This window comes from Cellvibrio fibrivorans (assembly GCF_031457055.1).
Lineage (GTDB): Bacteria > Pseudomonadota > Gammaproteobacteria > Pseudomonadales > Cellvibrionaceae > Cellvibrio > Cellvibrio fibrivorans.
Genome location: NZ_JAVDVX010000002.1, coordinates 439,488 through 459,755, shown reverse-complemented (window position 1 = coordinate 459,755; position 20,268 = coordinate 439,488). Strand labels below are relative to the sequence as shown.

Below are 20,268 nucleotides of genomic sequence, written 5' to 3'. Positions count from 1 at the left end.
GTCTTGTGACAATATGTTTTATAAATAAGGCCTTCGATCGCCTGGATTTACGCAGCAATGAGCCAATCAACAACAAACACAGCTGATCTCGCAGCGGATTATTACCTGACTAACTTCCAGTTTTTGGTGGATTGGGTATCGCAGCGCTATGCGGATTTACTCAGCGCCGACGAACTCCATTTTCTTGCTTGCTTCCAACAATTACCGCGCACCAGCCAATGCTTATTAGTGCGCTTATCCAGCCGTAAAGGCCCGTTATTTCGCTACGATAAATTGCACTATGCCGAGATAGAATCCATCGAACAGGCGGCGACTGAATTAATTGCAGTCGGTTTGCTCAGCGATAACGCCTTGCTCAGTATTGATGAAGCCGCAAACCTGCTTACCAAAGCCGAATTGCTCAGCCTGTTCATGGAGCATTTGCAGGGAGCAAAACAGGCGCGCAAAGAAGAATTAATTGCACAACTAAGCGCACAATTGCCTGAATCAAAAACCTGGGAAGACTGGACGAACCATCAACTTGGCAAAACTTATCGGCTGGATAACCAAGCCATTATCAGCACCTTATTGTTATTATTTTTTGGCAATGCCTATCAAGACCTCACCGAATTTGTATTGCAGGATTTGGGCTTGTATCGCTATGAAAATTACACTATCGATCACCAGCACCGCATTTTTAAAAATCGCGCCGAGTTGGAACAATACCAACAATTAATCCAGTTGCGCGATGAACTGCAGCTCGCAGCTGAAGTAGAACATTTGGCGAATCTTGCCAATCGCATTCCCGCGCAGCTAAACCATGCAGGCTTGCAGCGGCGCCGTGCGCGCTTGTGCAATCAATTAGCCTATGAACTGGAGCGTGCAAACAAGCACACACTCGCACTCCAACTTTATTGCCAGAGCCATTTACCGCCTGCGCGCGAACGTCGAATCCGCCTACTGGAAAAACAGGGTGATATTGCGGGTGCATGGCAACTGCTTGGTGAAGTGTTGAATTCACCTTGCGATGAACATGAGCTACAAGTTGCCCAACGGATGGCGCCGCGCCTTGCTAAAAAAGTGGGCGAAACTATTGCCAAACAAACACGCGCTCCGGTTATTGAGCAACAATTAATCCTGCCACAATTAGTTGATGAAAATAACAATATTCTGCGTGTTGAAGAAGTCGTTCGGCAATTTGCCCACACCGACGAATCGCCCTGCTTTTATGTCGAGAATTTATTACTGACCGGTTTATTTGGTTTGTGGTTATGGCCGGAAATGTTTCGCGGCATTGATGGCGCTTTTGCCAATCCGTTTCAAGCGGCGCCGCTGGATTTGTATCAGGAAAATTTTGTTAACAATCGCCCCGGCATTCAGCAATTGTGGCAATTATTGGATGACAACCAACATCACGATCATATCCGTGAATTCTGGCGCGATAAAAACGGCGTGGCCAATCATTTTGTGAGCTGGCAATTTTTAGAACAGGAGCTGCTTGATCTCGCGCTCCAGACAATTCCTGCCGCACATTTGAAAGCCATTTTTAAACGCTTGCTATTTGATATTAAAAGCAACCGCAGCGGCTTGCCCGACTTAATCCAGTTTTTTCCTTCCTCTAATAACTATCGAATGATTGAAGTGAAAGGCCCGGGCGACCGCATTCAAGACAACCAGCAGCGCTGGCTGGATTATTTTGCCGCAAACACAATCCCAGCCGAGGTTTGGTATGTTAACTGGCAATAAGCCCAAGGCGGTTGCGGTAAAAACATTGGTCGCATTTGCAGCCAAAAGCGGCAGCCTCGACCGCCGCTTTACACCATCACCGACAGGCCAAGAAGGGATCGAAGGCCATCAGCGGGTAACGAGCAATCGCTCATCCAATTATCAAACCGAAGTGAGCTTGAGCATCACTTACGGCGATATTACTTTTCGCGGCCGCGCCGATGGTTATGCACCCTCAGATCATTGCATCGAAGAAATTAAAACCTTTTATGGCGATGTATCGCGCATACCGGAAAACCATCAAGCACTGCATTGGGCACAGGCAAAATGCTACGGCTGGATGTATTGTGAAACCCACGGCTGCGATGAAATTAATCTCGCGCTGATTTATTTTAATTTAACCAATGAAAAAGAATATCGACTGGAAGAAACCTGGAGTGCCGCAGAGCTAAAGGAATATTGTGAAAATCTTGCCGAAAAATATTGCCAATGGCAGGCACAGATCAATCAACGCTTGGAGCGGCTCAATCACTGGATTGAACAGCTACAATTTCCCTATGGCAGCATGCACAGCTCACAACGGGTAATGGCAGAAGCTGTGTACAAAGCCGCTGCAATCGGGCGAGTGGTATTAGCAGAAGCGCCCACAGGCACTGGCAAAACCCTGGCGGGATTATTTCCTGCCATTAAATCCATGCCCCGCACACCGGTCGATAAAATTTTTTATCTCACCGCCAAAACTACCGGCAAACAATTAGCGTTGGAAAATATCCACCTGATTGCCAGTGATAAAAACGGCTCAGCCACACCACTGCGCACATTGGAATTAACCGCACAAGAAAAAGCGTGCCTTGAACCCGACAAAAAATGCATGGGCGATTCCTGCCCTTACGCGTTTGATTTTTACACCAAACTGGAAGCCGCCCGCCAAGCGGCTTACGCAACGCCCTTATTAGATAAACAAGCACTCACGGCACTCGCTTATGAATTTGAAATCTGCCCGTTTTATCTCAGTATGGAAATGAGCCGTTGGGTCGATATAGTGGTTGCCGATGTAAATTATTATTTTGATGGCACACCACTGTTATTAGGGCTTACCAACGAATTCGATTGGAAACCCTACTTGCTGGTCGATGAAAGCCATAACCTGATTGATCGCGCACGCGGTATGTATTCCGCCGAGTTAAACAGGGGTGACTTGATCAGCGCAAAAAAGCATTCGCCCGCACCGATTAAAAAAACATTGGATAAAATCAATAAACTCTGGCTTGCGCTGTTAAAACTCCTCCCGGAAAGCCCGGATCAATTTCTGTTACTGCCGGTATTACCAGAAAAATTGGGCATGGCGTTAACCGAGTTCACCAATAGCTATATTGAGTTCCTGCAGAAAAATCCCGACCATTCAGTGCAAGAAACGATTGCGCAAGAATTTTTCTTCGCTGCACTAAACTACCAAAAAGTGGTAGAAGTATTCGATGAAGACTTTTGTATTGATATGCAAGCCATGGGTACAAAAGAAGAAGTACTGACCCTGCGCAACCTGATACCGGCAACACCACTGGCCGCACGGTTGAGTTTTGCCCATTGCGCCTGCTATTTTTCGGCCACGCTGCATCCTGCGCATTATTATCAATCGCTGCTGGGTTTGCCTGATGATACGGTACATATCAATGTTCCCTCACCGTTCAAACCCGAGCAACTGCACGTCCAGATCGCAACCAATTTATCCACCCGCTACAAAGATCGCAGTGCAGCCATAGAACCTATTTGTAATTTGATCGAAGATCAAATCCACGCACAACCAGGCAATGCCTTGGTGTTTTTCTCCAGCTATGAGTTTTTACAAAAAGTAGAGACCGCTCTTCGGCCGCGATTGATCAACAGTAATATTCAATTGGTAGTGCAATCGCGCCGTATGAGCGAAGAGGACCGGCAGGAATTTATCGAGCAATTTAGCCAGCACAATAATTTATTGGGTTTGGCGGTATTGGGCGGCGCTTTCAGCGAGGGAGTGGATTTGTCGGGCGATGCATTAAAAGGGGTTTTTATTGCAACGTTAGGTTTACCACAAGTGAATCCGGTAAATGAGCACTTGCGTGCAGTGATGCAGGGTAAATTCGCGCAGGGATATGATTTTACTTACACCTATCCAGGAATCCAGAAAGTGATCCAGGCAGCCGGGCGCGTAATTCGAACTACATCAGATGAAGGTTATTTGTGGTTGCTGGACCAGCGCTTTCAACAACCGGAAATACGCCCTTTGCTTCCAGAGTGGTGGTTGATAGCGCAGGCCTAAACCGGCGTAAACCTACATCGCTCCGAGGCAATTGTTGCGCAGCAATATATGACAAGACATTACCGCACGTGGTCTAATGCCCATATTTTTCCACTTACCTCTATTTCTACACATTATGAATCTGATTTTATTATCGCCAAACGATTTACTCACCGATAACCGAGCCTGTATCAAAAATCCACGCCAGCTTGCGCATATTAAGCAAGTGCACGGCGCTACAGTGGGCGATCAATTAAAAGTCGGCCTGATAAACGGCAATCTGGGTATTGGGCTAGTTACAGAACTCAATGATACTGCGATATATCTGGATGTAGACCTGCACCAAGCGCCGCCGCGCGCATTGCCATTAACACTGGTGCTCGGTTTGCCGCGGCCAAAAATGATGCGCCGTATTTTACAAACGGTTGCAACCCTCGGTGTTAAACAATTGCATTTGATTAATTCCTACCGCGTGGAAAAAAGCTACTGGCAGACACCTTTTTTGGAAGCAGAAAACATTCGTGAGCAGCTAATTTTAGGATTGGAACAGGGTTGCGACACCCATTTGCCGGAAGTGCATTTACACAAACGCTTCAAGCCATTTGTAGAAGATGAGTTGCCAGCAATTGTTGCCGATACGCGCGCATTGGTTGCCCACCCTTACACAGAAACCGCCTGCCCCTGCCAAATAGAGTATTCGCTGACACTGGCCGTAGGCCCTGAAGGTGGTTTTATTCCGTACGAAATTGATTTATTGGAAAAGTGTAACTTTGAAGCCGTGCAGGTAGGCGAGCGCATTATGCGCGTAGAAACAGCGGTGCCTTATTTGCTGGGAAGATTGTTTTAACCTGAAAATACGTTGAAAAAAATGTCGATTCCAACGCATAGGTATCGACAATATTTATTTACTCACCCACTTTTTCATCATCAGCCAATATCACTTCAAATTCCGCCAAAGGCACCGCTTGGCTCGATAAATAGCCCTGATAGTAATTGCAACCGAAGGATTTCAGAATCGCTAGTTGCTCTGCTTCTTCCACACCTTCTGCCACCAATTCCATATCGAGCAAGCGCCCCATGGTAATAATGGTTTCAACCAGCACACGGTCGTTTCGATCATCGATAATATCGCGCACAAAACCCTTATCGATTTTTAAAGTGCTCACAGGTAAACGCTTGAGATAACTAATCGATGAATATCCGGTACCAAAATCATCCAGTGAAAAACTAATGCCGCGTTCACTCAACGTCGTCATGGTAACAATTGCATCATCAACACGCTGGATAACAATCCCTTCAGTAATTTCCATATCCAATGACGCTTCCGGGATGGGATATTTCTCCAAAGTCGCAATCACATCATCCACAAATGCAGCGCGACGGAATTGGCGCGGGCTGATGTTAATACTCATCTTCATACCCGGTTTCCATAAACCGGATTGATGCCATTTAACCAGCGTTTTACAAGATGCTTCCAATACCCACTGGCCTACATCGATAATCATGCCGGAGGTTTCCAGCACCGGAATAAAATCGACCGGCGACACCATACCCTTGGTAGGATGATTCCAGCGTAGCAGCGCTTCCGCACCCACGACCCGGCCGCTTTGGATATCAATTTTAGGTTGATAATACAATTCAAATTGCGATTCATCCAAGGCGCGATGCAGATCGCCTTCCATCGTCAATTGGCGGCTAACTTTATCGGCCATCTCTTCATTGAAGAATTCAATGGAGTCGCGCCCTTTTTCTTTTACTTGATACATCGCCGTATCGGCGTAACGCAACAATTCATGCACCGAATTATTTTTATCGGGATAAACCACCACACCCACACTGCAAGTAACGCGCAATTCCATGCTGTCGTACATATAGGGCTGGGAAATAATGGTGCGGATTTTTTCGCTGATTTCGCCCGCGCGCAATGCCGCTGTTTCGATATTTTGGTCGAGCACGGTAAGCACAACCACAAATTCATCGCCGCTCAAACGGGCAACCAAATCTTCTTCGCGCACTGACTGTTGTAAACGTGTGGCAACCACTTCCAACACTCGGTCACCCACTGGATGGCCGAGCGAATCATTAATAGTTTTAAATTGGTCGAGATCGATAAACAACACCGCACCAAAATAACCGTGACGTTCAGCGCGGCGCAATTCGTGCTCAAGGCGCTCAACCAGCTGCAGGCGATTAGGTAACCCGGTAAGGGCATCGTGGTGCGCCATAAACTCCATCTTGGCCTGCGCATTTTTGCGTTCGGTAATATCAACCGATACGATTAACGCGACTTTTTCATCGTAAAACGCGAGCGGCATAATGTGGGTTTGTAAAAATAATTGTTTACCGGTCGACGTGACAAAACGCTCTTCAATCACATCCAACTCTTCATTGCCGCGAATTACGCGGTAATCATTTTGCAGCATGGTATCTATATCAAATACCGAATTTTTTAACAGTTGGCGCACATGCAAATTACGCATTTGGTCAGGTGTATAACCCAGTTCATTGGCGAGGGCTTTGTTAGCAAATAAATAATAACCAGCGATATTGCGCGCACCAATCATTACCGGCAGGTGATCAATAATCTGACGCAAATGTTCTTCACTTTTACGCAACGCCAGCTCAACCGCACGGCGCTTGGCGAGGGAAAGTTCGACTATGGCCAATAATTGATTGGAACTGGCAATTAGCTGTGCCAATTCATCCTTGCGCTGCGCAGGCAATTGGGTGAGGCGATTTACGCCGGGATGATCAGGATTGATATTGTTAATTTCGCGCGATAATCGCACCAAAGGTTTAGTGAGGGTGTAATAAAACACTACGAACAATAGCAACACCAAAAACATGTTGCGCAACAAGCCGGTCATGAGCGCAGTTTGGGAGCGGTTATAAAAACCTTCCAGAGCCAAATCCATATCCACTGAAAAACGGATACTGCCCGAAGTGCCATCACTGTAGCCGGGTAATAATAAATTGGCGGTGTATTCGCGCGTATTTTCGGTGATCTTATTGGTGAGCCAGCGGGTTTTTACTTCCGGGCGCGTGCTGCTGCCTTGGGCGAGTACATTGCCGGTATCATCGTAGATGACTACTTCGTAAATAAATCCGTAGCGCAGCAAACCGTTCACCACTTCATAGGAAAGTTCATCATCGAGTGTGGATACGGAGCGTACAGCAGGAGGAGTTGCCACTTGTATAACGCGGTCAATGAGCGTTTTAAGTTCTTTTTCCTGATTTAAAAAATCGAGGTATAACTGTACTGAACTCAATAAAAAGCTCAACACAAAAGCCAAAATGATGCCTATTTTGGCAAGCTGGAATGAGATGCCATTAAAAAAGGAAGGCGCTTTATCTCTCATCGACCTAAGGTTTCCGGGAACTGAATCTAGTTATATGAAAGTGGGGGCAGATATTGCTCCGAGGCAGGTAATCTACACTTAACTTGGCGTGAGTATAGATCACTATTTTCAGTGGCGCCGAATCTATCGTGTTATTTTCTATAAGGAAATTCACTTTCCAACGACAACGATGCAGTCTCACTAAACGGCATTCCAAAAGTTTCAGCGACCCCGGCATGAGTAAGCTGGCCGCGATAAATATTCAATCCACCACGAAAACCGGCATCCGTTTGTAACGCCCCGATACCCGCATCCGCCAAGCGAATGACGTACGCGAGGGTCGCATTAGTAAGACCGAGGGTCGCCGTTCTACCGACTGCGCTGGGGATATTGGCAACGCAATAGTGCACAACACCCTCTTCAATATACGCTGGATATTGATGTGTAGTGGGTCTTGAGGTTGCAAAACATCCCCCTTGGTCGATAGCCACATCTACCAACACACTACCCTTTTCCATCTGCGCGATCAGAGCGCGGCTCAATAGCTTTGGGGCACCGGCACCAGCATTGAGCACACTACCAATTATTAAGTCTGACTGGAGCGCCAGCGTATCGATGCGCTCTTGCACTGCATATTCACATACAACACGGCCACGCCACAGCTCATCCAAATGGCGTAAACGTGCGATGGATTTATCCAGAATACGCACTTGTGCCCCCATACCAACAGCCATAGCAGCGGCATTTGCACCCACCACTCCACCGCCGAGGATCAACACATTCGCCGGTGCAACGCCGGGAATTCCACCTAATAAAATACCTTTTCCACCCTGCGCCATCTCAAGGTGATGCGCCCCCGCCTGCACCGCCATGCGCCCGGCAATTTCCGACATGGGCGCCAACAGCGGCAAACGCCCCTGCGCATCAGTCAAGGTTTCATACGCGATGCAACTGGCACCCGATGCAAGCAATGCATCAGTTAGCGCGCGATTAGCCGCGAGGTGTAAATAAGTGAACAACAGATGGCGGGCACTGAGCAGCGCATATTCTTCGGGTTGCGGCTCTTTGACTTTGACAATCAAATCGGCGCTGGCATACACATCCGCCAATGAATCGAGCAATAACGCACCGGCATGCTGATAGCGCTCATCGCTAAATCCCGCGGCCTGCCCTGCACCGCGCATCACGTAAACGCTGTGCCCACGCTGATGTAACTCGGCCGCACCTGCGGGAGTCAATGCAACGCGATTTTCGCCGGGTTTTATTTCTTTCGGGATACCAATACGCATCACTAATTCCCTCCTCAATTGCACTTCCACTAAATCGAGTATAGCCGAGGATGTTTATTCGACTCGTTCAGCCTGCAGCAAGTTGGCGCAACTTATGCTGTGTCTATCATGTACAGTTTATGTACAGTTTTTTTGACGCAACCTGGAACAGAAACCGTGCATAAATTGGCTGTTAGCATTTAGCTGCTGACAATTTGGGGCACTGCTGTGACAAAAATGGGGCGCATTGAGGTAGTTATGGGTATTTATGCGAGTGATCTACGCGAGTTAATCATCAAACCTTACTTACAGGGCCTGGGAGAATATTCAGAAGTTGCCGAAAATTTGTTGCTTGGCACTGCTGCGCAAGAATCTTTACTGGGATTACATTGTTATTGTGCCCAAACTAAAGGCTTGGGTTTATATCGCATTACCGCAGAAAAGCATCTAGAACTATGGGATACCTATTTAGTGCAGTTTCCCGAATTGGCTTCCCAGCAGCGCGGCTTGGCCAGCCAACAGCAATTCCTGAAGAATCCGCACGGCGAGTTGATGGGCAATTTAACTTACGCTACCGGTATGGCCTGGATGCTGTATCGCCGCAGTGCGATTGACACCAGCAAGCCCGCTGACATTTCTGCGCTCGCGCAATTCTGGGCGAACCATTTTGATAATGGTACAAATTGCCTCCGCAATGCAGATGACTTTATACAAACCTATCGTACCCTGGTGATGGACGGTTCGAAAAAACTGGTAGCTTAAGAGATCTCATTTAAAGGTATTACACGCCTCTACTTTACCCAGCTCAAAACCGCGCTTAAACCACTCCATCCGCTGCTTTGAGCTACCGTGGGTAAAACTTTCAGGACGCACAGCTCCACCGGCTTGTTGTAATTGATCATCACCAATCGCCGAGGCGGCATTTAAGGCTTCTTCGATATCGCCATCTTCCAACATTTGCCGTTCGGTATCAGCGTAGTGTCCCCAAATTCCTGCATAACAATCCGCCTGTAGCTCTAACTTTACTGAGAGCTGATTCGCTTGCGCTTTTGACATTTGCTGTTGCGCCTGTGTCACCTTCGCCGATGTTCCCAATAACGTTTGCACGTGGTGCCCAACCTCGTGGGCGATGACATAAGCCTGTGCAAAATCGCCGGGCGCGCCAAGCTTATTTTTCATATCCTCATAAAAAGCCAAATCGATATAAAGCTTGTTATCGCCAGGGCAATAAAATGGCCCCATTGCCGATTGCGCGTAGCCGCAAGCAGAGCTCACTGCATTGCGAAATAACACCAGCTTTGGCTCTTGATAAGTCAGCCCCAACTTTTTGAATTCCAGATGCCAGGTAGATTCAGTATCCGCGAGTATCACCGATACAAATTCAGCCAGCTCCTGATCTTTGGGGGAAAGTTGCCGGGAACTCACATCCATTGAACCTGGTGGCGCGGCCAGCTGAAGCAGATCGTAGCCCAAAAATTTGGCTCCAAAATACACCAAAACACCAATGATCAATAAAGCACGGCCAGTTTTCGTGCGCAGCAGAAAAGGCAAAATCCGCGCTATCGCTGACACCCCACCCATCGCCCCCATCGCACCTGGACTGGCGCTGCGCATATCTTCCACATTGTCACTGCGACGACCTTGTTTCCAACGCATAATTTATCCCTCGTGATGAATCAGTGGTTATGTGAATATTTAAGTGAGTAATTGAACAATCAAGTAAGTAGTTAAGTGAAATCAAAGCGCGCTACTATAGACTCTGACAACATCATAATGACAGCAACGCATTTCAAGCAGCTAATCCGTACAATTCAGGAGTTTTTATGTCTACAAGCCCCCTGGCTGGCCAACTCTTACCCGCAGACCTACTGGTAGATCTGCCCAAACTTATCGATGCCTACTACACCAATAAGCCTGATGTTGGCATTGCCGAACAACGCGTCAGCTTTGGCACCTCCGGCCATCGCGGCTCGTCATTTAATACCAGTTTCAATGAAAACCATGTGCTGGCCATTAGCCAAGCGATTTGTGACTACCGCAAACAGGCCGGTATTACCGGACCACTTTATGTTGGTATCGACACCCACGCGCTCTCTGAGCCAGCCCAGATCAGCGCTGTAGAAGTGCTCGCTGCAAATGGCATTGAGATTATGCTCGCTAAAGATGGCGAATACACACCTACACCCGCAATTTCCCATGCAATCCTCACCTACAACCGCAACCGTACGTCTGGTTTAGCCGATGGCATCGTCATCACCCCGTCACACAACCCGCCGGACAATGGTGGTTTTAAATACAACCCACCCAATGGCGGCCCAGCTGATAGTGACATCACCAATTGGATGCAAGCCCGTGCCAATGAATTGCTGGAAAATAATTTGCGCGATGTAAAACGCATGGACTACCACCAGGCAATCAAATCCGCGACAACCCATCATCACGACTATGTACACAACTACGTAAAAGATTTGATTAACGTAGTGGATATGGAAGCGATTCGCGGCGCAAATGTGCATATGGGTGCAGACCCTCTCGGTGGCGCTGGCGTTAATTACTGGAGCGCTATTGCCGATCACTATCAGGTAAATTTAAAAGTATTGAACACTGCAGTCGATAAAACCTTTTCGTTTATGACGGCGGATTGGGATGGAAAAATCCGTATGGATCCATCCTCAGCCTATACCATGCAAGGCATGGTGGAGCGCCGCAACTTATTTGATGTCGCCTTCGCATGCGATGCCGACCACGATCGTCACGGTATAGTTGCACCTAGCTGCGGCCTGCTGCCGCCAAATCATTATCTCGCAGTCGCGATTGAATATTTATTTCAAAATCGCCCACAATGGCGCGCCGATACCGCAATTGGTAAAACTGTTGTGAGTAGCGCGATGATCGATAAAGTCGCAAGAAAAATTGGCCGCCGTTTATATGAAGTCCCCGTTGGATTTAAATGGTTTGCGCCGGGTTTATTTGACGGTTCACTCGGTTTTGGGGGTGAAGAAAGTGCAGGCGCTTCTTTCTTGCGCATTGATGGCAGCGTCTGGACAACGGATAAAGACGGCATCATTCCCTCGCTTCTTGCCGCAGAAATTAAAGCAAAAACCGGCCGCGACCCTGGCGAGTGCTATAAGTTGCTTGCCGATGAATTTGGCCATGCAGCTGAAGCCCGCGTAGAAGCACCGGCCAATACAGCGCAGAAAAAAGCGCTGTCAAAGTTATCACCCGAGCAAATTACGTCCACTGAATTAGCAGGCGACAAAATCGAAACCATCCTAACAAATGCACCGGGCAATAATGCCAGCTTTGGCGGCATTAAAGTGATGAGTAAAAATGGTTGGTTTGCGGCGCGTCCATCGGGCACTGAAGAGATTTATAAAATTTATGCGGAAAGTTTTAAAGGAAAAGAACATCTGCAGCAGTTGATCGAGGAAGCCCAGGTGATCGTGGATAAAGCAATTTCGTAAATTTTTTTCTTTTTTCGCAGATAAAAACGCCCGATAATGTCGGGCGTTTTTATTTTACTCTTAGCTTTATGCAGGGCATTTTCTTGTTCTCAAACGAAGCTTGAAAGCGAGATGGCGGCATCATTAACTAATCGTCGGCAATGGAATCCAATCAGTTTCACCCGGCACCATCGCAAAACCACCATTCGTCCAACGCTCTGCAGCCGCACGTACTTTTTCACGGGATGAGGCAACAAAATTCCACAAAATAAAGCGCTCACCTGCCAAAGGTTCACCACCCAATAACATAATATTTGCGCCGCTCACTGTAGCGATCACCGAATCTTTATCCAGTACAGCCATGTGAAACTCTGGCACCAACTCGCCATTTACCGTGACACTCCCCCAGACAACATAAATCGCCAGTTCCTGCTGAGGAAAATCCGGCGAATACTGCGTATCAGCCCCAAGGGCAATATCAAGATAGGTCGTCACACTCGCAGTTTTAACTGGTGATTCAACATCAAATGCTTTACCAATAAGCACTTGGACACTCATGTTCGGTAGATTGATCGAAGGGATAACTTCCGCAGGATAATGTGCAAACGAAGGTTCGCAATCTTCCACCTCCGTTGGCAAGGCCAACCAAATCTGGATTCCCTCTACGCTCGTATTTTTTTCGCGCACATCATCAGGCAAACGTTCGGAATGCACTATTCCATTACCCGCAGTCATTAAATTAATCGCACCCGGTTCAATACGCTGATGAAAACCTAAACTATCTTTATGCATCATCGCGCCAGAAAATAAATAGGTGACTGTTGCCAATCCAATATGCGGATGCTGGCGCACATCACCAGCAGTTGTTCCCGCGTCAAAATGCGCAGGCCCCATGTGATCCACAAAAATAAAGGGCCCAACACGTTGCTGTAAACGTGATGGCAATAAACGTTTTACGGTGAAACCTATATCTTGTACGCGGGGAGGAATTAATAAAGTCATTGGAATCTCCTCTAACCAGTAATATTAGGGTTGATGATACGAGGTGATGTTGATAGTGGCATGGGACAACAATTTATGGATCGGACATTTTTCAATAATACCCAACAATTGTTGTTTCTGCTCATCACTTAAATTGCCCACAAAGTGGATATTTAAAGCGAGATTGTACTCACCACTTTTTTCTTTGCTGTCATCCCGTTCGATATCTATATTTATTCCTTCCAACGGCATACCGCGGCGCTTCGCATACATACTCAACGTAATCGCGGTACAAGCGGCAAGCGATGAATCCAATAAATCATGTGGATCTGGCGCCGAATCTTCACCGCCAATGCTGTCATCTACATCGGCGAATAATTCATGTGCATCAACACTGATGCGCTGGCGATAAGTACCCGAACTGTCTTTTTGTAATTTAATCATTTACTCACCCGACTCCCGATTTTTACTTACTGATTAACTCACTTGGAATTACAATTTGAGCAGCGCTTTCATTGCATTGGGATCATAGCCGCGCAACACTTCGCCGCGAATAACGATTAGCGGAATCCCGCTGCCGCGCAGTTGGTCATATTGCGCCTTGCCCTCAGTCGATTTCTCAATATCGTATTCCACAAAAGCAACATTATGCTGCTTGAAAAATTCGCGCGTCTTTTTACAGTAACCGCACCAATCAGTCGCATATAAAACCACACCTTCAGGATGCTGAGCAGAAAAATCGGGGGGAGGACTAAACTCATCACGCAACTTATTCCAATTAAAGAAAATACCCAGCGCTATAAGAACTAACAAATATTTCTTCATCGATTAAATCCGACAATTTAGTGGCATGTCTTTCAATTCCAAATCCGTGCGATTCTCCCCAACCGCTTTCATATTCAGCGGGACTGCCGCTTTACCACAAATCCAGGAAATTGGGCTTTCAGGGGACCCCTGCACTGTAATCGGCTGCACACTTAATGTCTTCCCCTTTATATTGGGATGCGCCTTGTTGCCAAAGTGAATATGAAATGCGCCGTCTTTATAATCGATGCGATCCACATAATTACCTAACAATTTATCGGCAGCAGGAATTCCGGCTTCTTTATTGTCTTTCAAAAAAACCTGCGTACTCTTGTGATAAAAAGCGACGAGCTTTTTATAATCTTCAATTAACTCCATTGACTCTATCACTTGCTTGCGCGCAATGGTCGGGTCGGGTGATGGCATTGCGATCATTGCCAATATGGCGATAATGGCAATCACCACCAGCATTTCTATCAGGGTAAAACCGCTATTTTTTTTCACACGGATTCCTTTACGTTTTTATCGAATAAATTTTGCTGCATACCAGCAGCTCGCATGTAACTCGTAACCCTGCTCTTTTGCCCACCTGATACCGGTGCGCACCAATTTTTCGGCAAACCCCTTGCCGCGAAATTCCGGGGGCACATAGGTACTATTAAAATCGATCGCCGCTTTAGCACCATTATTAAACAAGCGGTAAGCCAAAAGTGCTTCGCGACCTTCGTGCACAATCACAAAACGCTGCTCATCGGGTAAATGCTGGACATCAGCCATACAAAGTTCCAGAAATGTTGTACCAGTGTAGAGTAGACCATAAAAAAATCCCCCAGTGCTTGCGCAAATGGGGGATTTTTCCGATCAAAGACGATGCACCTTTATCCAATGCTACTTAGACCTTGCTACCCCAAAGATCATATTCATCCGAGTGCTCAATCAATACGTTGACCAAATCACCGGGTTTTACATTTTCTTCACCATTCAGGTAGACGCAACCGTCAATCTCAGGAGCATCCGCAAAACTGCGACCAATTGCGCCTTCGTCATCTACTTCATCGATCAATACCTGCAAGGTCTGCCCTACTTTTTGCTTCAGGCGCTCAGTTGAAATTTGCTGTTGCAACTGCATAAAGCGATCGTAACGCTCTTGTTTGATGTCGTCAGGCACATGATCCGGCAAGTCATTCGCCTTGGCACCTTCAACCGGCGAATACTGGAAGCAGCCGACGCGATCCAATTGCGCTTCCTGCAAGAAGTCGAGCAATTGCTGGAAATCATCTTCTGTTTCGCCGGGGAAGCCGACAATAAAGGTCGAGCGGATGGTCAAGTTAGGCACCTGCTCGCGCCAGCTTTTAATACGCTCCAGTGTTTTCTCAACTTGACCTGGGCGACGCATTTTGCGCAGCAAGGTCGGACTGGCATGCTGGAACGGGATATCCAGATATGGCAGCACTTTGCCCGCTGCCATCAATGGCATGACGTTGTCCACGTGGAGATAGGGATATACATAATGCAAACGCACCCAAACACCCAATTCGCCCAGCGCTGCAGCAAGCTGGTACATATCGGTCTTGAGCGGGCGACCATCCCAGAAATCGGTGCGGTGTTTGATATCAACACCGTATGCCGATGTATCTTGCGAGATCACCAGCAGCTCTTTCACACCCGCTTTCACCAAACGCTCGGCTTCACCCAGCACCTGGCCTATCGGGCGGCTGACCAGCTTGCCGCGCATATCGGGGATGATGCAGAAACTACAAGAGTGGTTGCAACCTTCTGAAATTTTCAGATAAGCATAGTGACGAGGAGTTAACTTGATACCTTGCGGTGGCACCAGATCAGTAAAAGGGTTGTGGGTTGGGTTCGGTGGCAAGTGCTCATGTACTTGCGACAACACCTCTTCATAAGCGTGAGCGCCAGTAATGCCCAACACATTTGGATGAACCTGAATGATTTCGTCTTTCTTGGCACCCAGGCAACCAGTTACCAGCACTTTGCCGTTTTCGGCCAACGCCTCGCCAATCGCGCCCAAAGATTCCTGCACCGCAGAATCAATAAAACCGCAGGTATTCACAATCACCATATCGGCATCGTTGTAGGTGGGCACAATGTTGTAGCCTTCCATGCGCAGCTGGGTGAGGATTCGCTCGGAATCCACTAGATTTTTGGGGCAGCCGAGCGACACAAAACCAATGGTATTTCCCTTGCTACTGGCGATCAGCGACTGGCTGGCGAGCGACTTAGCGGGAGCATCCAGGGTGGTGGTTTGCGACGGGTCGAAGGTATTTACAGTCATAGTGTCTCGTGAGAATGCTGGTACAAATGAGGGGGGCTTAAAAAAGTGGGCGGATTGTACCTGAAGCAAGCAAAACTTCCACCCAATATCGATTAAAAAACAACCAGAAAATAGCCTATGGTGGAAATACAGGCGTTTAGGCGAGCCAATGGCAAACCCTCACCCGTGGCGAGCACTTATATCAAGCCTGATAGCTCGACAACTGCCGTTTGATTTCCCTGTTAATTGCGAGACTCCCTCGGCTGAGCGGGGAGGCCGAAATTTCCTGATTCAGATCATCAAGCTGGAAACTGCCGACAATACTTGTTGGATTGGTTTGCCCGAGCCATCGCCCGTCGCAACGTGGCCTATTAAGATGGCGAAGACGATGAAGGGAATTAATAATGTAGACTACGTAGGAAAACTGTCATTACATCCGTTCAACTTCAACAAATTCACTATAAAGACCATCAACATCAAATACGGCAATTTTAAACTCATATTCACCGCGCAAGTCATCTAAGTAATAAGTGGCCGCATCTTTATCATTAATAATAACGCTTGTGAAATAGTTATCAATTTCTCGTTTATAGCGCAACTCATAACCACCTATTTCACCAATATCCATATAGTCACCATTCACGCGCTGATTCGGTGTAACCCAGTGGATTTCTACAACATTTTTTTCAGAAGATGCAGCGCTACTGGAAATTTCAGAGATAACACTGGAAACCAGAGATGAAGTTGTCGATGACATAGAACTACTAGCCATAAGCGAAGACACAGCCCGGGAGCTTTGCCCAACATAGCTTGTACTGGTCGTACCCGCACTATCGCTTCCACCACCACAAGCACTCAGAGCAAGCCCGGCCACAACAACCATGGTCGTTGAATAGCGCTTAAAAAAGGGCGTTTTTAGCCCAAAATTGATAAATAGCATCTAATTAACACCTCAATAAATATCACACTCATTCACTTGATGTTATTTAAATATTACATTCACCTTTGAACATTAATTTTAATAACATAAACAACAATCAGTGCAGACACCTATTAATTATAATTATTTACAATGCCATTTTATTAAAAGCACTACTCAATTTTACAATTCATTGCTTCTTGAAGGAATATTTTTCAAAATACTATTCAAAGCATTAATAATAACTACACTACGCGCACCTATGTTCATCCGCATAAAACCGCTACCGCCCTCACCAAATACCGTACCGGGATTCATACCTACTTTGCATGAACGTACAAAAAAATCGCGCAGTTGCGCATCGCCCATACCCAATCCCCTGCAATCGAGCCACAACAAATAAGTCGCTTCAGGTTTTATCAATTTAATCTGTGGAATTTCCCGTGCGATAAAATCGGCGGCAAAATCCCGCGTCGTTTCCAGATACTGCATCAACGCATCCAACCAATGATCACCTTCGCGGTACGCGGCCTCAAACGCCGCAATACTCAAGGGGTTGTAATTACCGACATGCAGGGTTTCAAACATATGTTTCATGGCATTGCGTTCGGCTGCATTGGGAATTACCAACGCCGACAAACCCAAACCGGGAATATTGAAACTTTTATTAGGTGCAATGGTGGTGATAAGTTTATCGCCCGGCTGTGCTAGGCGGCCAAGCATGGTGTGCTTAACGCCGGAATAGACCAGATCGCAGTGGATATCATCGGAGAGAATCGTTAAATCGTAACGACGACTAATCTCCAATACTTGTTGTAATTCGGCTTCGCTCCACACGCGCCCCACCGGATTGTGCGGTGTGCAAAGCATCAATAATGTTGCACCCTGCTGCGCGCACTGCTCAAGGTGTTCAAAATCCATTTCGTAGCGGCCATTAATTTCACGCAACGGATTATTAATCAGTTTGCGATTATTGGTCGTCACTGCTGAAAAAAATGGAAAATACACGGGGGATTGTACAATCACGCCCTCGCCCTCTTGAGCAAAAGCCTTAGCTGCCGCAAATAGCGATGGAACAACACCCGGTGCAAATACAATCCACTCCCGCTCAATCGTCCATTGGTGACGGCGCTGGAACCAATCAATAATCGATTGATAAATGCTTTCAGGGTAAAGCGTATAACCAAATACCGGATGATTGATACGTTCTTGCAAGGCCCGCGTTACACACTCAGGCACCGCAAAATCCATATCGGCAACCCACAGCGGCGACACATCGGTAGTCCCGAAATATTGTCGGCGCCCATCGAATTTTACAGAGTGAGTATTTTCGCGCTGAATTTTTTGATCAAAATTAAAATCCATTAATAAACCTTTAGCGATTATTTTTACAAAGTGGCCACAAGACAGGACCGATAATTTTATTTATGTTTAAACACGCTGCCGATATAGCAGCCAAACCCCTCTGAGATAACCAGCCGCCAAAAACAAGCAAATCACAGATGTAACCAGCATAAAAACCATTTTCTCTTTTAGTTCAGCCATATAAGGCGAATCGGAAAAAAATAACAAAGGCACCGCCAATAAGCCACGCAATAAAAAGATAATGCCTATTATCAGCAAAGCTGTTTTTAATAATGGCAACCGACGAATTGACCCAGCGCCAGAAAATGCATAGAGCGACCATATAAATAGCACTGCTGCGATACAAGCAGTTACGATAGCGGGATACCATAATCCCTGCTCGCTCATCATCGCCATAGGCTCGCCAGCGCCAAAAAAACGATACCAATCAGGGCCACCAACAATAATTGCTAGATGCAAAAGCGCCGCCGCAAACACCAGCCAACCAGTAATTTTTAAGAATGTCATTATTCGCATCTCCTTCGATTATTTTCACACCTCGGTTTGTCACCTCAACCGAAAATTGTATCGCTCTTATAAAAATGTCTCCGTGTCTAAATTTGAAATTACTTTAGCAGCAAAACCCGAACTATTAGTCTCGCGTCAAAAGCACATACCAACCACTAACATTTTCTTTGCCCGTATCAAAACCATGGGCGCTGCTAGATTGGAACTTCCACCAATCCTGTAAACTCATCTCGGCCTGAATATAACTCCAAACACCGGACTTGCTTTCATACAACCGGATCTCACAAAAGTTGGCCTTGCACTGAAAAGACTCAATATTTAAAAACTTCGAATAGGGATTACTGGCAATAGCATCTGAAATTTTATTCGAAATATCGCTATCTTGACTTGATGGGCTCTCTTGCTCAGAAAACTTTCGATATTTTTTAAGCAATGCTGAGTCATGACCTTTTAGATATTGATTAAATGGAGCCGGTACGAGCTTATCGATTTGTTCATCGGTTAACGGTCGCTTCTTGTCCGAACCAGAAGCGTTATTTGTACCAACGGGAGTTGGAGTCGACTGAGTGCTTGGAATTTGAGTTGATTCTGTTGACGATTGCGAATTGGTAGCAGCATCCACTTTCATTTCTGAATTGCTTTTAGATGCTGAAATTTGATCGGCTTCTGCAAACTCTTCCATATTTTGTGGAATATCATCACGCTGAATTATCGACTCAGAATTTTTAGTAGATGTTATTTCAGCAGCAACACTACTTGCCGGCTCTTTTGCGGTAAAGTAACCCGCAACGTAAGCGGTTAATACCATAATTAAAACGACAATATATTTCACATAATCTCCTTAATATTATTGGAATAAAAATCCACTTATAAACTTATTTGAAGCAGTAAGAATTTAATATGCCAGACATACCGTCCATCACTTGGATTGATAGACATTAGGCTCCCATTTTTCCATGTAATCGTCCGGATGAGAAATGGCGCCGAACCCAAATTGCTCATATAAGCCGTGAGCATCTTTAGTAACCAATACAAAGCGCCGAAGATTTTGCAAATCCGGGTGCGCAACAATTTCCTCCATTAACCACTTACTCAAACCTTTGCCCCGATGAGCATCCAGAATAAACACATCTGAAAGATAGGCGAAGGTTGCGGTATCAGTGATCACCCGAGCAAAACCAACCTGTTCATTTCGATCAGTGAATACCCCAAAGCACATCGCATAATCGATTGCCTTCTGCATAGTTTCAGCAGGTATTCCTTTTGCCCAGTAGGTATTTGAAATAAAAGAGTGGATAACGTTGAAATCCAGGTCGGATTTGTTGGTACTGATTTTATAGCCGGATACCATTTGCAAGATACCTTTAAAATTTTTTGATATGACAGCTC

General features: G+C 46.4%; 19 protein-coding genes. 5 read left to right on the top strand and 14 right to left on the bottom strand.

Annotation, left to right across the window (positions count from 1 at the left end):
• Positions 1 to 57 precede the first annotated feature (57 nt).
• The 3 genes from J2X05_RS06860 (at position 58) to J2X05_RS06850 (ending at position 4,826) form a co-directional block, all read left to right on the top strand.
• Positions 58 to 1,725, top strand: a complete 1,668-nt coding sequence (locus J2X05_RS06860) for a VRR-NUC domain-containing protein (RefSeq protein WP_310070434.1) — start codon at positions 58 to 60, stop codon at positions 1,723 to 1,725.
• Positions 1,709 to 4,000 carry an ATP-dependent DNA helicase gene (locus J2X05_RS06855; RefSeq protein ID WP_310070433.1) on the top strand — a complete coding sequence of 764 codons (2,292 nt, stop codon included), beginning with the start codon at positions 1,709 to 1,711 and terminating at the stop codon, positions 3,998 to 4,000. The genes J2X05_RS06860 and J2X05_RS06855 overlap by 17 nt, the downstream gene beginning before the upstream one ends.
• Positions 4,001 to 4,115: 115 nt before the next feature.
• On the top strand, positions 4,116 to 4,826 hold the full coding sequence (locus J2X05_RS06850) for a 16S rRNA (uracil(1498)-N(3))-methyltransferase (RefSeq protein WP_310070430.1): 711 nt from the start codon (positions 4,116 to 4,118) through the stop codon (positions 4,824 to 4,826).
• A 58-nt stretch (positions 4,827 to 4,884) separates the two neighbouring features.
• On the opposite strand, the gene J2X05_RS06845 is transcribed toward J2X05_RS06850, so the two are convergent.
• Complete coding sequence (locus tag J2X05_RS06845; protein WP_310070426.1) at positions 4,885 to 7,338, bottom strand: putative bifunctional diguanylate cyclase/phosphodiesterase; 2,454 nt, start codon at positions 7,336 to 7,338, stop codon at positions 4,885 to 4,887.
• Positions 7,339 to 7,469: 131 nt separating this feature from the next.
• Entirely contained in the window at positions 7,470 to 8,606 is a 1,137-nt protein-coding gene (ald, locus tag J2X05_RS06840) for an alanine dehydrogenase (RefSeq protein WP_310070424.1), read from the bottom strand.
• 207 nt (positions 8,607 to 8,813) lie between these two features.
• On the opposite strand from ald, the gene J2X05_RS06835 reads away from it, so the two are divergent.
• Positions 8,814 to 9,347: a hypothetical protein gene (locus tag J2X05_RS06835; RefSeq protein WP_310070423.1), complete on the top strand. Its 534-nt coding sequence runs from the start codon at positions 8,814 to 8,816 to the stop codon at positions 9,345 to 9,347.
• Positions 9,348 to 9,353: 6 nt separating this feature from the next.
• Here the strand turns inward: J2X05_RS06835 and ypfJ are convergent, their stop codons facing one another.
• Positions 9,354 to 10,241, bottom strand: a complete 888-nt coding sequence (ypfJ, locus tag J2X05_RS06830; protein WP_310070422.1) for a KPN_02809 family neutral zinc metallopeptidase — start codon at positions 10,239 to 10,241, stop codon at positions 9,354 to 9,356.
• Positions 10,242 to 10,408: 167 nt separating this feature from the next.
• Between ypfJ and pgm the strand changes: the two genes are divergently transcribed.
• Complete coding sequence (gene pgm / locus J2X05_RS06825) at positions 10,409 to 12,049, top strand: phosphoglucomutase (alpha-D-glucose-1,6-bisphosphate-dependent) (RefSeq protein ID WP_310070419.1); 1,641 nt, start codon at positions 10,409 to 10,411, stop codon at positions 12,047 to 12,049.
• Between the two features lie 123 nt (positions 12,050 to 12,172).
• On the opposite strand, the gene J2X05_RS06820 is transcribed toward pgm, so the two are convergent.
• The 11 genes from J2X05_RS06820 to J2X05_RS06770 all read right to left on the bottom strand — a co-directional run bounded on the left by J2X05_RS06820 (position 12,173) and on the right by J2X05_RS06770 (position 20,230).
• The gene (locus J2X05_RS06820) at positions 12,173 to 13,030 is read right to left on the bottom strand and encodes a pirin family protein (protein ID WP_310070416.1); all 858 of its coding nucleotides are present in this window, start codon (positions 13,028 to 13,030) and stop codon (positions 12,173 to 12,175) included.
• Positions 13,031 to 13,054: 24 nt separating this feature from the next.
• Positions 13,055 to 13,453 (bottom strand): OsmC family protein, encoded by a 399-nt coding sequence (locus J2X05_RS06815; protein WP_310070414.1) that lies wholly within the window; start codon positions 13,451 to 13,453, stop codon positions 13,055 to 13,057.
• 48 nt (positions 13,454 to 13,501) lie between these two features.
• The gene (locus tag J2X05_RS06810; protein WP_310070413.1) at positions 13,502 to 13,834 is read right to left on the bottom strand and encodes a glutaredoxin domain-containing protein; all 333 of its coding nucleotides are present in this window, start codon (positions 13,832 to 13,834) and stop codon (positions 13,502 to 13,504) included.
• A 3-nt stretch (positions 13,835 to 13,837) separates the two neighbouring features.
• Positions 13,838 to 14,317: a pilin gene (locus J2X05_RS06805; protein ID WP_310070410.1), complete on the bottom strand. Its 480-nt coding sequence runs from the start codon at positions 14,315 to 14,317 to the stop codon at positions 13,838 to 13,840.
• Positions 14,318 to 14,335: 18 nt separating this feature from the next.
• Positions 14,336 to 14,590, bottom strand: coding sequence for a GNAT family N-acetyltransferase (locus J2X05_RS06800; protein ID WP_310070408.1), 255 nt, complete (start codon positions 14,588 to 14,590; stop codon positions 14,336 to 14,338).
• Between the two features lie 115 nt (positions 14,591 to 14,705).
• Positions 14,706 to 16,109 (bottom strand): 30S ribosomal protein S12 methylthiotransferase RimO, encoded by a 1,404-nt coding sequence (gene rimO, locus J2X05_RS06795; protein ID WP_310070405.1) that lies wholly within the window; start codon positions 16,107 to 16,109, stop codon positions 14,706 to 14,708.
• Positions 16,110 to 16,518: 409 nt separating this feature from the next.
• Positions 16,519 to 17,028, bottom strand: a complete 510-nt coding sequence (locus J2X05_RS06790; RefSeq protein ID WP_310070402.1) for a fibronectin type III domain-containing protein — start codon at positions 17,026 to 17,028, stop codon at positions 16,519 to 16,521.
• A 162-nt stretch (positions 17,029 to 17,190) separates the two neighbouring features.
• Positions 17,191 to 18,372 (bottom strand): MalY/PatB family protein, encoded by a 1,182-nt coding sequence (locus J2X05_RS06785; protein WP_310070400.1) that lies wholly within the window; start codon positions 18,370 to 18,372, stop codon positions 17,191 to 17,193.
• 66 nt (positions 18,373 to 18,438) lie between these two features.
• A complete protein-coding gene (locus J2X05_RS06780) occupies positions 18,439 to 18,879 on the bottom strand; it encodes a hypothetical protein (protein WP_310070396.1) in 441 nt (146 codons plus the stop codon).
• 124 nt (positions 18,880 to 19,003) lie between these two features.
• Entirely contained in the window at positions 19,004 to 19,711 is a 708-nt protein-coding gene (locus tag J2X05_RS06775; protein WP_310070393.1) for a hypothetical protein, read from the bottom strand.
• A gap of 87 nt (positions 19,712 to 19,798) precedes the next feature.
• Complete coding sequence (locus tag J2X05_RS06770; RefSeq protein ID WP_310070391.1) at positions 19,799 to 20,230, bottom strand: GNAT family N-acetyltransferase; 432 nt, start codon at positions 20,228 to 20,230, stop codon at positions 19,799 to 19,801.
• Positions 20,231 to 20,268 lie beyond the last annotated feature (38 nt).

What these genes read in the sequence shown, in the direction of transcription:
- J2X05_RS06810 (WP_310070413.1), bottom strand. Translation starts at nt 13,834, where the DNA reads ATGAAGAAATATTTGTTAGTTCTTATAGCGCTGGGTATTTTCTTTAAT.
- J2X05_RS06860 (WP_310070434.1), top strand. Translation starts at nt 58, where the DNA reads ATGAGCCAATCAACAACAAACACAGCTGATCTCGCAGCGGATTATTAC.
- ald (WP_310070424.1), bottom strand. Translation starts at nt 8,606, where the DNA reads ATGCGTATTGGTATCCCGAAAGAAATAAAACCCGGCGAAAATCGCGTT.
- J2X05_RS06790 (WP_310070402.1), bottom strand. Translation starts at nt 17,028, where the DNA reads ATGCTATTTATCAATTTTGGGCTAAAAACGCCCTTTTTTAAGCGCTAT.
- J2X05_RS06800 (WP_310070408.1), bottom strand. Translation starts at nt 14,590, where the DNA reads ATGGCTGATGTCCAGCATTTACCCGATGAGCAGCGTTTTGTGATTGTG.
- J2X05_RS06785 (WP_310070400.1), bottom strand. Translation starts at nt 18,372, where the DNA reads ATGGATTTTAATTTTGATCAAAAAATTCAGCGCGAAAATACTCACTCT.
- rimO (WP_310070405.1), bottom strand. Translation starts at nt 16,109, where the DNA reads ATGACTGTAAATACCTTCGACCCGTCGCAAACCACCACCCTGGATGCT.
- J2X05_RS06770 (WP_310070391.1), bottom strand. Translation starts at nt 20,230, where the DNA reads ATGGTATCCGGCTATAAAATCAGTACCAACAAATCCGACCTGGATTTC.
- ypfJ (WP_310070422.1), bottom strand. Translation starts at nt 10,241, where the DNA reads ATGCGTTGGAAACAAGGTCGTCGCAGTGACAATGTGGAAGATATGCGC.
- J2X05_RS06815 (WP_310070414.1), bottom strand. Translation starts at nt 13,453, where the DNA reads ATGATTAAATTACAAAAAGACAGTTCGGGTACTTATCGCCAGCGCATC.
- J2X05_RS06780 (WP_310070396.1), bottom strand. Translation starts at nt 18,879, where the DNA reads ATGACATTCTTAAAAATTACTGGTTGGCTGGTGTTTGCGGCGGCGCTT.
- J2X05_RS06855 (WP_310070433.1), top strand. Translation starts at nt 1,709, where the DNA reads ATGTTAACTGGCAATAAGCCCAAGGCGGTTGCGGTAAAAACATTGGTC.
- J2X05_RS06850 (WP_310070430.1), top strand. Translation starts at nt 4,116, where the DNA reads ATGAATCTGATTTTATTATCGCCAAACGATTTACTCACCGATAACCGA.
- J2X05_RS06845 (WP_310070426.1), bottom strand. Translation starts at nt 7,338, where the DNA reads ATGAGAGATAAAGCGCCTTCCTTTTTTAATGGCATCTCATTCCAGCTT.
- J2X05_RS06820 (WP_310070416.1), bottom strand. Translation starts at nt 13,030, where the DNA reads ATGACTTTATTAATTCCTCCCCGCGTACAAGATATAGGTTTCACCGTA.
- pgm (WP_310070419.1), top strand. Translation starts at nt 10,409, where the DNA reads ATGTCTACAAGCCCCCTGGCTGGCCAACTCTTACCCGCAGACCTACTG.